Here is a 12,805-nt window from a genome sequence, read left to right on the forward strand (position 1 = left end):
GGGCGGGGAGAGGTGACTCCAAACCCAACCCGGACCGCCGATGGCCTTTTATGTCGTACAGTTTCTGACCGGTCTCGCCAGCGCAGCGTCGCTGTTCCTGGTGGCGTCGGGCCTGTCGATCATTTTTGGCGTGACGCGGATCGTGAATTTCGCGCATGGCGCCTTCTACATGATCGGCGCCTATATCGCCTTCACGCTGACGGAGCGCCTTTCGGGCGCGTTCGGCTTCTGGGGCGGCATCGTCGCCGCGGCGCTCGCGGTGGCGCTGATCGGTGTCATCGTGGAGATGGTGCTGCTCCGGCGCATCTATCATGCGCCGGAATTGTTCCAGCTGCTTGCGACCTTCGGCCTGACTTTGATGGTCGAGGATCTCGTGGTGCTGGTCTGGGGACCTGACGATCTCGTCGGCCGCCGCGCGCCGGGTTTCAAGGGCGCTGTCGATTTCTTCGGCCAGAACATCCCGAGCTACGATCTATTCCTGATCGTGCTAGGTCCCGTCGTGCTCGGCATTCTCTGGCTGCTGTTCCAGCGCACGCGCTGGGGCGTGCTGGTGCGGGCGGCGACGCAGGATCGCGACATGGTCGCGGCGCTCGGCGTCAATCAGAAATGGCTGTTCACGAGCGTGTTTGCGGTTGGCGTGTTCCTCGCCGCGCTCGGCGGCGCGCTCCAGATCCCGCGCGATGCAGTCCATCACGCCATGGATTTGCGCATCATCGTCGAGGTTTTCGTCGTCGTCGTGATCGGCGGCCTCGGCAGCATCATCGGCGCCTTCGTTGCGGCGGTGCTCGTCTCCGAGCTCAACGCCTTCGGTATCCTGATCTTTCCGAAGATTTCCATCATCCTCGTCTTCCTCGTGATGGCTGCGGTGCTGATCGTGCGGCCCTGGGGCCTGTTCGGCCGGCCCGAGGCGCCGGCGCGCAAGACGCCGGGTCTCACCGTCAATCCCTGGCGCCCGTTGACCTTGAACGAGCGGCTGGCTGCGCTGGCAGCACTGATCATCGCGGCGACGCTGCCGCTGTTTGCCGGCAACTATGCGCTGACCGTCGGCTCGGAAATCGCGATCTTCGTGATCTTCGCCGTGAGCCTGCATTTCCTGATGGCGGTCGGCGGGCTCGCGTCCTTCGGCCATGCCGCCTATTTCGGGCTCGGCGCCTACGGCGTCGCCTTCCTCGCCAAGATGGCGGGACTGCCGATGATCTTCTGCCTGCTGCTCGGGCCGCTACTCGGTTGCCTCGGCGCCGCCGTGTTCGGCTTCTTCGCGGTGCAGCTCTCTGGGGTCTATTTTGCGATGCTGACGCTCGCGTTCGCGCAGATCGTGTGGTCGATCGCGTTTCAGTGGGTGAGCGTGACCGGCGGCGACAACGGCATTCTGGGTGTCTGGCCTTCGAGCTGGGCGGCGAGCCCGTCGCATTTCTATTGGCTGGCGCTCGGTGTCGCCGCGCTGGTGACGGTCGCGCTGCGCATCGCAGTGTTCTCGCCGTTCGGCTACGGCTTGCGCGCCACCCGTGATTCGGCGTTGCGCAGCGAAGCCGTTGGCGTCAACGTCAAGCGGATGCAGTGGACAGCCTTCGTGATCGCGGGAACGACGGCCGGCATCGGCGGTGCGCTGTTCGCCTACCTCAAGGGCAGCGTCTTCCCCGACAATCTCGGCATTTCGCTCTCGGTCGACGCGCTCGTCATGGTGCTGCTCGGCGGCGTCGAGACGGTGTCGGGCGGGGTGATCGGCGCGATCGTCTACAAGGCGCTCAACATCTGGCTGATCAGCCAGACCGATCTCTCCAAACTGGTGCTCGGCGGCTTCATTGTTCTGATCGTCGTGGTTTTCCCGAAGGGCATCGTCGGCATGCTGGAGATGCTCGCGCAACGGCGCAAGAGCACGTCGCCGCCGGGGGCAACCCTGCTTGCCAAGCCGATCGAGTCCGCCGAATGAGTGTCGCACCCCCACTTCTCGCGGTCGAAGGCCTGACCAAATCCTACGGCGGCATCCATGCCGTGCGCGGCGTCTCGTTCTCACTGCGCGCCGGTGAAATTCTGGCTCTGATCGGCCCGAACGGTGCGGGCAAGAGCACCTGCTTCGACATGCTCAACGGCCAGAACAAGCCTGACACGGGGCACGTCCGTCTTCTCGGCGAGGACACCACGGCTAAGAAGCCGCGCGAGATTTGGCGGCTCGGGGTCGGGCGCACGTTCCAGATCACGGCGACGTTCGCGACCATGACGGTGCGCGAGAACGTGCAGGTCGCGCTGATCTCGCACGGAAAGCAATTGTTCAATCTCTGGGGCTCGGCCCCGAACTTCGACCGCGGCGAGGCCGGCCGTCTGCTCGAACTCGTCGGCATGGGGGGCTACGCGGATCGCCCGTGTGGCGAGCTCGCCTATGGCGACCTCAAGCGGCTCGAGCTGGCGGTGGCCCTCGCCAACCAGCCGAAGTTGCTGCTGATGGACGAGCCGACCGCCGGCATGGCGCCGCGCGAGCGCGTCGACCTGATGCGTCTGACCGCGCAGATCGCGCGGGAGAAGTCGATCGGCGTGCTCTTCACCGAGCATGACATGGATGTGGTGTTCGAGCATGCCGACCGCATCATCGTGCTTAACCGCGGCACGCTGATTGCCGAGGGCTCGCCGTCGGAGGTGCGTGGCAATCCGCAGGTGCAGGCGGTCTATCTCGGCGAAGGTCTGGTCTACGATTCCCGCCATCGCGAGGGAGCCTCGGCATGAAGCTCACGGTCGAAGGGCTCAACAGCCATTATGGCCCGGCGCATATCCTGTTCGACATCGGCTTCGAGGTCGGCGAGGGCGAGGTGGTGGCGCTGCTCGGGCGCAACGGCGCCGGCAAGTCGACGACGTTCCGCTCGATCGTCGGCCTCGTGGCGCAGCGCTCCGGCCGCATCATGTTCGAAGGCAAGGACGTATCGGTGCGGCCGACGCATGAGATCGTGCGCGACGGCCTCGGTTATGTGCCGGAGGAGCGCCGCATCTTCACCGATCTGACGGTCGAGGAGAATCTCGAGGTCGGCCGGCAGCCGAAGCGGCCGAACGCGCCGTTCTGGACCCGCGAAAAGCTGTTCACGCTGTTTCCGAACCTGAGCGAGATGCGCAACCGGCCGGGCGGCCGCATGAGCGGCGGCGAGCAGCAGATGCTGACGATCGCGCGCACGCTGATGGGCAATCCGTCGCTGGTGCTGCTGGATGAACCCTCGGAAGGTCTGTCGCCGAAGATCGTGGAGCAGATGGTCGATGCCATCCTGACCATGAAGAAGGAAGGCGTGAGCATCGTCGTCTCCGAGCAGAATCTGCACTTTGCGCGGCTGATATCCGATCGCGCCTACATCATCGAGCGCGGCCGGATCTGCTTCGGCGGCACGATGGTCGAGCTCGATGCGCGCCCGGATATCCGCGATGCGCATCTGTCGTTGTGAGGGGGACGGGCAGTCAATGGCGAGAAGCGTTGCGGTGAAGAAGAGCGTCAAGCAGGCGAAGCCCTCCTATGTGCTCGACGAGCAGGTCGGCTTTATCCTGCGCCAGGTCTGGCAGCGTCATAGCTCGATCTTCGCCCGCGACATCGGCACCAATATCACGCCGACGCAATGGGCGGCGCTGTCGAAACTCGCCGAGACCGGACCGTGCTCGCAGAACCAGCTCGGGCGTCTGACGGCGATGGACGTCGCGACGATCAAGGGCGTGATCGATCGCTTGACTGCGCGCGGATTGACCGAGACGAGCCAGGATCCCGATGACGGGCGGCGGCTGCTGGTCAGCCTCACGCGCGCCGGCCAGCAGGTCGCGGAAAAAGTCGCGCCGAATGCGCTCGCCATCACCCGTGAGACGCTTGCACCGCTCGATGCCAAGGAGCGCGAGACGCTGATGGCGCTATTGAACAAGTTGCGGTGAGCGGCGACTAACCTCGATGAATCGATTTCATCGGGGATGTTCGGAATGAGGGCGGCGAAGCGCTTTGCGACGGTATTGAGTGTCGGCGCGGCATTGGCGGCCGGTTGCGGCCCTGTCTGGGCAACCCAAGCCTATGAGGGTTTTTGGGCGTCGACCAAAAAGGATTGCCGCGATCAGGACAGTGCCAACCGCATGAGCATCGAAGGCGGCAACCGCCTCTACTGGTACGAGACCCGCTGCCGTGCCAGCGAGATCACCGCCGAGGCCAATCGAAGCTGGAAGATGCGGCTCGCTTGCGAAGGCGAGGGGGAGAAGTTTCGCTCCAATCCCCGGATTTCGATCGGCGCGGATAGCCGGTTGAGAACGGCCCGGTCGGCCAAGCCAAGCACCAAGTTTACGTGCGTTGTGAGACCTTCAAACGTCGCTGATTCAGGCGATCACGTCTTTCCCGGCCTAGCCACCGGTTGTCGGCCCGACATGCCGTCCCACCGGATCTTACGCAGGCTTTCGACTTCCCATAGCGCCAGCTGCCGCCGGTCGAACGGCGGCACCCCGTCGTCGAGCACCGTGATCGGCGGCGGGAAGTTGTAGGGTGGCGCGCACAGATCGATGGTGAAGAAGTCGCCCGCGCGAATCGCGCGGTTTCGGCCATCCGGATAGGTGGTGGTCAGAAGATATCTGATGTCGGACCGGAGGATGTTTTCGATCGCTTGAAAGATCATGTCCTCGGACAGATGAACGAGGCAGTCCCGGCAGAGCAGCAGGTCGGCTTCCGGAAGCGGATCTTTGCAGAGGTCGATCCGGCGGAAGGTGCGATCCGGCCGGCCGAATTGTTTAGCCGCGCATTCGACCAACTCCGGGACGATGTCACCCCCGATGTAGTGCGCCACCGGAAGTTCGATCTTCGACAGCCAATGAAAATCGCCGCAAGGCAAGTCGAGCAGGGTGCGGATCTTGAGGTCGCCGACCAGGTCGGGCAGGCTTGCTCGTACTCTTTGAGTATTGTGCAGGGTGGATCCGCCGCCGGAAGCAGTTTCCTGATAACCCCAGATGTTGCGCCGATAGATTTCGCCGAACACTTCGCCGGGCGTGCCGCGCAGATTGCGCACCATTTGCGAGCGCATCCACGTCAGCACCGGCGTCGGCAATGTCCGGCGCGCGATGTCGATAGCTGCCGAGAAAAAAGCCGTCCGACGTAACCGGTCTGCAAATTTATCGAACATGCTGTCACCGGAAATTAAATCAAAGATCGGCCAGGATGCCTCCGGTAAGGGGCCGACCAAAGTCAAGGTGCGTTCCGGATTTCAGGCATCTACTTCGCCACGATCTCCGGCACCTTGCCTGCCGGCGGCGTGTTGCGGCTGCGCTGGGTGCGCACGATGCCGTCGATGATGGTCATGCCGATGCCGGGAAGGTCGCCGAGCTGCACGCTGTCCAGGATGTTCTTGCCGGGCGAATGCTGCGCCTTGTCCATCAGGACGAAGTCGGCGGAGCGGCCGACTTCGATCAGGCCACAGTCGAGTTCGCGCATCCGCGCGGTGTTGCCGGTGGCGAGACAAAAGGCGATCTCGGCCGGCAGGTCACCGAGCGAGGACAGCATCGAGACCATGCGCAGGATGCCGAGCGGCTGCACGCCGGAGCCGGCGGGCGCATCGGTGCCGAGGATGACGCGGTGCAAATCGCCCATCTCGCGCGCTGTGCGCAGCGTGAACAGGGCGGAGCGCTCGTTACCATTGTGAACGAGCTCGAGGCCGCGCTTGCAGCCCTCGCAGATGCAGCGGATCTGGTCGTCCGGGAGCGCGGTGTGGCCGCCATTGATGTGGCCGACCACGTCGGTGTCGGCCTCAAGTACAACGTCCTTGTCGATCAGGCCGGAGCCGGGGATCGAGGGGCCGCCGGTGTGGATCGTGCTCTGGATGCCGTATTTGCGCGCCCACCCGACCATCTTGCGTGCGGTGGGGCCGTCCTTGACTCCGCCCAAGCCCACTTCGCCGAGCAGCTTGACGCCGGCGGCGGCCAACTCCTTGAAATCCTCTTCGACCATCTCGCATTCGATCACCGGCGCACCGGCATGAACCTTCACGCCGCCCGGACGCAGCGTCCAGAACGCGCGCTGGGCGAAGATCGCCATGGCCTTCAGGCCGACGACGTCGCGGGGGCGGCCGGGCATGTGCACTTCGCCGGCCGAGATCATGGTGGTGACGCCGCCATGGAGGTAGCTGTCGATCCAGTTGGTCTGGTTCTGCCGCGGCGTCCAGTCGCCGGCAACGGGGTGGACGTGGCTGTCGATCAGGCCCGGTGCAACGGTCGTGCCTTGAGCGTCGACGATGGTGGTCGCGCCTTCCGTATCGAGATCCTTGAAGCGGCCGATCGCGGTGATCTTGCCGTTCTCGGCGACGATGGTGTCGCCATCCAGGATCGGCTTTTCCAGCGCGCCCGACAGCATCAGGCCGATATTGCGGATCACGAGCTTCGAAGGTCCGGTGGCCTGGGGTGCGTCATGCGCCATGGAAGGGGGTCCTTGTCCTTAACTGCAACGCTTCCGATCTTGGGCAGCCTTGACCGCGGGATCAAGCCGGATTATTCATTAGTATACGAATGATCGTGTACAAATGACGCATAGATGACGTTCGCCCCGGAACCGCAGGCAAGCGACAGGGAAGGTGAGATGAGCAATTTCAACCAGGAAAGCGTTTTGAGCGTCCACCACTGGACCGACACGCTGTTCAGCTTCAAGACCACCCGCAGCCCGACCTTCCGTTTCCGCAACGGCGAATTCACCATGATCGGGCTCAAGGTCGGTGAGAGGCCGCTGCTGCGGGCCTACAGCGTCGCCAGCGCCAATTACGAGGACACGCTGGAGTTCTTCTCGATCAAGGTGCCGGACGGCCCGCTGACCTCGCGGCTCCAGCACCTGAAGGAAGGCGACGAGATCATCGTCAGTCGCAAGGCCACCGGCACGCTCGTGATCGACAATCTTGAGGAAGGGCGCAACCTCTATCTGATCGGCACCGGCACCGGGCTGGCCCCGTTCCTGAGCGTGATCAAGGATCCGGAGACCTATGAGCGTTTCGAGAAGGTGGTGCTGCTGCACGGCTGCCGTCACGTCAGGGAGCTCGCCTACGGCGAGATGATCACCAAGACGCTGCCGAACGACGACCTGCTCGGCGACTACATCCGCAGCCAGCTGATCTACTACCCGACCGTGACCCGCGATCCCTTCCGCAACCGCGGCCGCATCACCGACCTCATCACCTCGGGCAAGCTGTTTGCCGATATCGGCTTGCCGGCGCTGGAAGCAGCCCATGACCGCGTGATGATCTGCGGCAGCCCGGCGCTGGTGGCGGATACCCGCGTGCTGCTGGGCGAGCGCGGCTTCGTCGAAGGCAATCATGGCGAGCCGGCCCAGTTCGTGGTCGAAAAGGCCTTCGCGGAACGCTGATCGCGAAATTTTCGCGCAATAAGACCGTATTTTCGCCGCCGCGCGCCCGTTGCGGCGTCGATTCGGCCCGCGATACTATGTGGCTGCGAATCAGCGGAGTTCCCACATGGTTGCGGACAGCGACAGCAACATCGCCTGGCACCGGGTCCAGTTGAAGAAGAACCGTGCCGAGTTGAAGGTGCTCGAGACCGCGCGCTTCACGATGGGTGAGATCGCCTCGTCGAAGCGGAACGGCCAGACCCAGAAGGCGATCGCGGAGCTCAAGCACAAGATCGCGCAATCCGAACGCTCGATCGCGGACTACGACAAGCGCACCCGCCGTCCGCTCGCAACCGATCGACAAAGCCTCAGCAACGGCAGTTGGAGCCATTGGGACGCCTATACCAGCCAGCAGCAGCGTAAGACCGGCCAGCGTTCGCCGGAACGCGGCTAGGTCGATCGGCAAGCCGGATCTGCGGGGTTCCAGCCCTTGCGCCTCCGGCGGGGCCCACCATCTGGTGAGGCCGTCAGGAACGCGGGCGAGCCATGACACCGCGTATCGATTTCACCAGCGACACGTTCTTTCGCGATCCGCCTGCGACCATTGCGCGGCTCCGGACCGCGGGACCGGTGATCGCTGCGCGCTTTCCGCTCGTCGGCGAAGTCTGGATCACGACGACCCATGAGACGACGGCGCAGGTGCTGAAGGACGGTGCCACCTTCACGCTGCGCAGGGAAGACGGCGAGATCGCAGGCCTGCGCTGGTGGATGCCGAAACTCATCACGACCATTGCCAACAACATGCTGACGATGGACGAGCCGGACCACACGCGGCTGCGCAGCATCGTGGACGAAGCCTTTCGCCGCCGCGCGATCATGGACATGCAGCCACGCATTCGCGCCATCGCCGATGATCTCGCGGCGGACCTGTTTGCGAATTGCAGCCCCGCTGATCTCGTCCAGCGCTATGCGCGCATCCTGCCGCTGTCGGTGATCTCCGAACTGTTGGGCCTGCCGCCGGCGGATCGGCCGAGGTTCATCGCCTGGGCCAATTCGATGTCCTCCCTGACCAACATCGCCGGCTTCTTTCGCCTGCTGTTTGCGTTCCGAAAGATGCGACGCTATCTCGAAACGCGGTTGCAGATCGCGCGCGAGCAGGGCGGCGAGGGCCTGATCGCCGAGTTGGTCCAGGTCGAGCGGGAAGGCGGCCAGATCACGCCGAGCGAAATGGTGTCGATGGTGTTCCTGTTGCTGGCGGCGGGCTCGGAGACCACGACGCACCTCATTAGCGGGTCGGTCTATGAAGTCCTCAAAAATCCCGCTCTGCGCGACTGGTTGGAGGAGGATTGGAGCCGCCTTCCTCTCGCCGTCGAGGAGTTTTTGCGCTTCGTCTCACCGGTACAGTTCTCAAAGCCGCGCTACGTGCGGCGAGACATCGAGCTCGGAGGCGTGCGCCTGAAGAAGGGCGATCGCGTCATGGTCATGCTTGCCGCGGCCAACATGGATCCGGCGGAGCACGATCATCCCGAACGGCTCGATCTACAGCGCAAGCCGAACCGCCACATCTCCTTCGGCACCGGATTTCATTTCTGTCTCGGTCACCAGCTCGCGCGGATCGAGGCGGCGTGTGCGTTGGAAGCGTTGTTGACGCGCTGGCCGCGGCTCGGTCTCGCAGTCGAGCCGGCGCAAATCCGCTGGCGCCGGCGACCGGGCATTCGGGCGCTCGACAGACTTCCCGTGTTCGACGATGCCGCACCGGCCGCGTCGACGAAGGAAGCCGCCTGACGATCCCGGCTCGCTGGGCGCAACCAGCCAGTTCCAGTATCCGGATTTGATCTCAACTTATATCGTGTCTGGGAACGGCGCGCAGTCGCATCTGTTGTAATCCAAAGCTCAAGAATCCGAGGTGGAGGTTCGCAATGGGTTCCAGCGCTATTCCCGTGTTCGATAAGACGGCACAAACCACGCACCTCTGGCTCAATGAGATCGGTGAAGAGATGGGGCTCGATGACCAGCAATCATGGCGCGTGACGGGCGCCGTGTTGCACGCATTGCGCGACCGCCTGCCGATCGAACTCGCCGCGCATCTCGGATCGCAATTGCCGCTGTTGGTCCGTGGCGCGTACTACGATCAGTTCCGGCCATCGGAGCTGCCAAAACGGGTACGTTCCCTCGACGAATTCCTTCAGATGATCGCCGCGGAACTGACGTTCGGCCGACCGGTCGATACCAAGGACGCGGCGCGTGCGGTTTTCAAGGTTTTGTCGCGGCATTTGAGCGCGGGCCAGATCGACAAGGTGAGAGAGGCGTTGCCGGAAGAGGTGCGGATGATTTGGAGCGAGCCCGGTACGCAGGACTCATCGGGTCGCACAACAGCGGATCCATCCGCGCGGTCGAAGGGTACGTCGCACTAGGCCGGGAGAAACCTTCTGCGCGATGTCCGCGTTAACCAGTCAAACCTCCTGAGATCAACTGAGGAGCAGCCATGCAAGTTCACGAGATCATGACGCCATCAGTGCATATTGCCGATCCCAACATGACCATCCGGGAAGTCGCGCGCTGGATGCGTGCCGACGATGTCGGCGCATTGCCGGTGGGTGAGAACGATCGCTTGGTCGGCGTGGTCACCGACAGAGACATTGTGATGCGTGCCGTCGCCGAGGAGCGATCGCCGGGCAACACCTCGGTTCGAGAGGTGATGTCCGAGGGCGTCTGCTACTGCTTCGAGGACGATGACGTAGAAGGCGCCTCGCAAGTGATGGCGACGCATCAGGTCCGGCGGCTCCCGGTGCTCAATCGGCAGAAGCGCCTGGTCGGCGTTGTCGCCCTTGCCGACATCAGCAGGGCAGACGACGAGTGCGCCCAGGATGCGTTGAAGGATATCTCCGCACCTGCGGACGGGGAGTGGCAGTAGCGCGCTCATTGTATGACGTCACTTCCGAAAGGAACCGATATGACCAGCAAGATGCCACCCGTCCCACGCGCGAACCAGAGTGCGAAGGGAACCGGCGATCACAAGCAAACCCCCGCGGACCAGACGCCGCATGGTCAGAAACGCGCGCAGAATCCGGATCAGCAGGGTCAACAGGGCAACATCAAGCAAAACACGACCAATCAAGGATACCAGCAAGACCGCTGAGGAGGACGACATCTCATGTCGACATCCACGAAGACACCGAAAAGTATTCGTCAGGGCGGACCCGGCGCGTCGCACGAAAATGCAAAGGCCCCATTGGAGATAAAGAAGCCGCCTGCGGACGATCCGCAGCGGACCCACAGCCGGGTGTCCGGCGGCGGAGGCGAGCACGATTCCCATCACAGGCACGATGCTGCCGGGAAGGGCGGAGGAAGGTGACCATGAGCAACAAGCAGCCAAAGCTGTACACGCCCACCGGCAAGGATATTCGCGACAATCCCCTGATCGGTGGTTCGAAGGGCGCCACCATGGCGGGCGCGTCGCCCGACGACATCGAGGATGCTCTCGGCGAGAACACGATCGAGGGCGACGTCGAGAACGACGTGAATGTCGCCGGGGGTATTGACAAGGACGTCGCGCGCAGCGGCTCGCCTCGAAGAGGCCGGTGAACACCGGGAGACTGAACATGCAAGGCAGAAAGACCCACGAGCAGCAGGTGCGCATTCTCGAGCGCAAACCGGATGTGCCTGACGCACGAGAACTCGAGCAGGCCTCTGGTCGCAATCCCGGGAACGTCGCCGTTCATCGCCCGAGGGCGGAGGCGCGGCAAAGCGAATTCCCGGTCAGTCGCGGTGGCCTCAACCAGGAAAGCGATCACAACAAGCACAACAATCCCGGCCAGAGCGGCCATAAGCCGCCGAAACCATCCCCGCAACAACAGAAGCACTGACTTCCGGGGCGATTATTCGAGAAGGAGAGGCCGATGCCAGGTGGACATGGCAGCAAGACGCATTTCAGATCGGGCATGCACGGCAAGAGCGACGGCACCGGCGCCTTGGCCGACGTGTCCAAGGACAAAATCGGCGATAACATGGTCTTGTCCAACCGCGACAAGGCCCAGCACTCGGACATCCGCGGCATGGACGGCAAGTTCATCCAGACTGAGCAATATCAGGACCACGCGGCAAACCGGCTCGCGGATGAGGATCAGGACTCCGACGAGACTTGAGGAGAAGGTCGTTTCCTCCCGACCAGCTTGGACCGGTGCTCAGCCGGTCCTTTTTTTGTCTCCGCGAGATCGCGTTCCCAGCCGAATACGGATCGCCCATCGAGCGCCGGCGATGCCGCGCGTTCACCTGCGATGAATGATTCCACCGACGGCCCCTGCGCGGTGCGCTCCAGGCGCCGGGCCTGATCATCGAGACGCCTGATCGCCTGCATTTCTTCCTCGCGCCCGAGCCTCGCGTTCTGAATCGCGTCCTTCAGCACGCGGATGGTCTCGTCATAGACCTTGATCGGGACCGGGTAGGGATGCCGGTCCTTGCCGCCATGTGCGAGCGAGAAGCGGGCGGGATCGTTGAAGCGATAGGGCGCGCCGTGCACGACTTCGGCGACCATCGCCAGCGAGCGCACAGTGCGCGCGCCGACGCCGGGCGTCAGCAATAGCTCCGGAAAATCGACCGGGCCACGCTCGGCGGCCGCGGCCAACGTGCCGTGCAGGCGCCGCGCGAATACGTCCTTCGGTCGCACGTCGTGATGCGCGGGCATGATCAGATGCGGCAGCATGGCCTGCGCGGGTTCGATGCCGCTCAGCCTTTCGAACTCCGACACGATGCGGTCGGGGCCGAGATCAGCCAGCAGCTCGAGTTGTGCGTTCCGCGAGACGTCGGCGCGATGATCCGTGAGATTGACGATCTCGCCTTGCTGCGGGCCGTCGATGGCTCTGTGCGGCGTATCGACAAAGCTCTTCAGCGCCTCGGAATGCCAGTGATAGCGGCGGGCCTGGCGCTTGTCGCCGTTCATGCCCTGCTGCACCACGGTCCATTTGGCGTCGGCGGTGACGAAGAAGCCGTGCAGATAAAGATCAAAACCGTCCTGCACCGCCGCGCTGTCGACCTTTGCCACCAGCCGGCTCGCGCGCGTGAGTTTCGCACCATCGAAGCCGACGCGGTTGCCGAGTTGCATCAGTTCGTCCGGTGTCTTGCGCGAGTGCTGGCCACGCCCTCCGCAGACGTAAATTCCGAGTTCGTCTTGGAGCGGGCCGAGCCCGCGCTTCAGCGCACCGATCACCGAGGTCGTGATGCCGGAGGAGTGCCAGTCCATCCCTCGGCGCCAAACGACTGGAACCAGAACGGATGCGACAGCCGCTGGAGGAACGCGTCGCGCCCGTAATGATGCACGATCGCCTGCGTCACGATCGCGCCAAGCGAGGCCATGCGGGTCGCGAGCCAGGGCGGAACCCGGCCGGTGTGCAACGGAAGGTCGGCGCTGCCGGTACGTCGAGTCATGATTGCCCACAAATAGCGCAGTTCGGCGACGGTTGCACCAGAGGAATGTTGCGTCGCACTGAGCGGGGG

At 63.7% G+C, this 12,805-nt stretch carries 16 protein-coding genes and 1 pseudogene; 14 read left to right on the top strand and 3 right to left on the bottom strand.

The features are described from left to right. Nucleotides 1-40: 40 nt before the first annotated feature. The 4 genes from IVB18_RS21240 to IVB18_RS21255 are packed head-to-tail and all read left to right on the top strand — an operon-like array spanning nucleotide 41 to nucleotide 3,891. On the top strand, nucleotides 41-1,930 hold the full coding sequence (locus IVB18_RS21240) for an ABC transporter permease (protein WP_247990910.1): 1,890 nt from the start codon (nucleotides 41-43) through the stop codon (nucleotides 1,928-1,930). Further along, nucleotides 1,927-2,718 carry an ABC transporter ATP-binding protein gene (locus tag IVB18_RS21245; protein WP_247990911.1) on the top strand — a complete coding sequence of 264 codons (792 nt, stop codon included), beginning with the start codon at nucleotides 1,927-1,929 and terminating at the stop codon, nucleotides 2,716-2,718. Before IVB18_RS21240 ends, IVB18_RS21245 begins: the two co-directional genes overlap by 4 nt. Beyond that, entirely contained in the window at nucleotides 2,715-3,419 is a 705-nt protein-coding gene (locus tag IVB18_RS21250; protein ID WP_247990912.1) for an ABC transporter ATP-binding protein, read from the top strand. The genes IVB18_RS21245 and IVB18_RS21250 overlap by 4 nt, the downstream gene beginning before the upstream one ends. Nucleotides 3,420-3,435: 16 nt before the next feature. Continuing rightward, nucleotides 3,436-3,891 carry a MarR family winged helix-turn-helix transcriptional regulator gene (locus IVB18_RS21255; protein ID WP_247990913.1) on the top strand — a complete coding sequence of 152 codons (456 nt, stop codon included), beginning with the start codon at nucleotides 3,436-3,438 and terminating at the stop codon, nucleotides 3,889-3,891. Nucleotides 3,892-4,328: 437 nt separating this feature from the next. Here IVB18_RS21255 and IVB18_RS21260 read toward each other — a convergent pair whose 3' ends face one another. Together IVB18_RS21260 and IVB18_RS21265 are read right to left on the bottom strand one after the other, a co-directional pair. After that, nucleotides 4,329-5,114, bottom strand: coding sequence for a class I SAM-dependent methyltransferase (locus IVB18_RS21260; protein ID WP_247990914.1), 786 nt, complete (start codon nucleotides 5,112-5,114; stop codon nucleotides 4,329-4,331). Between the two features lie 89 nt (nucleotides 5,115-5,203). Then, nucleotides 5,204-6,400, bottom strand: coding sequence for an amidohydrolase family protein (locus tag IVB18_RS21265; RefSeq protein WP_247990915.1), 1,197 nt, complete (start codon nucleotides 6,398-6,400; stop codon nucleotides 5,204-5,206). A 159-nt stretch (nucleotides 6,401-6,559) separates the two neighbouring features. Here IVB18_RS21265 and IVB18_RS21270 point away from each other — a divergent pair, with 159 nt between their 5' ends. The 10 genes from IVB18_RS21270 to IVB18_RS21315 all read left to right on the top strand — a co-directional run bounded on the left by IVB18_RS21270 (nucleotide 6,560) and on the right by IVB18_RS21315 (nucleotide 11,457). Beyond that, nucleotides 6,560-7,333, top strand: coding sequence for a ferredoxin--NADP reductase (locus IVB18_RS21270; protein ID WP_247990916.1), 774 nt, complete (start codon nucleotides 6,560-6,562; stop codon nucleotides 7,331-7,333). 106 nt (nucleotides 7,334-7,439) lie between these two features. Then, nucleotides 7,440-7,766, top strand: coding sequence for a hypothetical protein (locus tag IVB18_RS21275; protein ID WP_247990917.1), 327 nt, complete (start codon nucleotides 7,440-7,442; stop codon nucleotides 7,764-7,766). A 92-nt stretch (nucleotides 7,767-7,858) separates the two neighbouring features. Further along, nucleotides 7,859-9,097 (top strand): cytochrome P450, encoded by a 1,239-nt coding sequence (locus IVB18_RS21280; RefSeq protein WP_247990918.1) that lies wholly within the window; start codon nucleotides 7,859-7,861, stop codon nucleotides 9,095-9,097. 134 nt (nucleotides 9,098-9,231) lie between these two features. After that, nucleotides 9,232-9,726, top strand: coding sequence for a DUF2267 domain-containing protein (locus IVB18_RS21285; protein WP_247990919.1), 495 nt, complete (start codon nucleotides 9,232-9,234; stop codon nucleotides 9,724-9,726). A 71-nt stretch (nucleotides 9,727-9,797) separates the two neighbouring features. Beyond that, on the top strand, nucleotides 9,798-10,226 hold the full coding sequence (locus tag IVB18_RS21290) for a CBS domain-containing protein (protein WP_247990920.1): 429 nt from the start codon (nucleotides 9,798-9,800) through the stop codon (nucleotides 10,224-10,226). Between the two features lie 39 nt (nucleotides 10,227-10,265). After that, a complete protein-coding gene (locus IVB18_RS21295) occupies nucleotides 10,266-10,451 on the top strand; it encodes a hypothetical protein (RefSeq protein ID WP_247990921.1) in 186 nt (61 codons plus the stop codon). 15 nt (nucleotides 10,452-10,466) lie between these two features. After that, nucleotides 10,467-10,667: a hypothetical protein gene (locus IVB18_RS21300; RefSeq protein ID WP_247990922.1), complete on the top strand. Its 201-nt coding sequence runs from the start codon at nucleotides 10,467-10,469 to the stop codon at nucleotides 10,665-10,667. Nucleotides 10,668-10,669: 2 nt separating this feature from the next. After that, nucleotides 10,670-10,897 carry a hypothetical protein gene (locus IVB18_RS21305; RefSeq protein ID WP_247990923.1) on the top strand — a complete coding sequence of 76 codons (228 nt, stop codon included), beginning with the start codon at nucleotides 10,670-10,672 and terminating at the stop codon, nucleotides 10,895-10,897. Between the two features lie 17 nt (nucleotides 10,898-10,914). Then, nucleotides 10,915-11,178, top strand: coding sequence for a hypothetical protein (locus IVB18_RS21310; RefSeq protein WP_247990924.1), 264 nt, complete (start codon nucleotides 10,915-10,917; stop codon nucleotides 11,176-11,178). 33 nt (nucleotides 11,179-11,211) lie between these two features. Beyond that, nucleotides 11,212-11,457 carry a hypothetical protein gene (locus IVB18_RS21315; RefSeq protein WP_247990925.1) on the top strand — a complete coding sequence of 82 codons (246 nt, stop codon included), beginning with the start codon at nucleotides 11,212-11,214 and terminating at the stop codon, nucleotides 11,455-11,457. Here IVB18_RS21315 and IVB18_RS21320 read toward each other — a convergent pair. Further along, nucleotides 11,436-12,736, bottom strand: a pseudogene (locus tag IVB18_RS21320) (DUF763 domain-containing protein). The gene IVB18_RS21315 and the pseudogene IVB18_RS21320 sit on opposite strands and share 22 nt — an antisense overlap. Nucleotides 12,737-12,805 lie beyond the last annotated feature (69 nt).

The sequence above is a fragment of the Bradyrhizobium sp. 186 genome (genome assembly GCF_023101685.1).
In the GTDB taxonomy this organism is placed as follows: Bacteria; Pseudomonadota; Alphaproteobacteria; order Rhizobiales; family Xanthobacteraceae; genus Bradyrhizobium.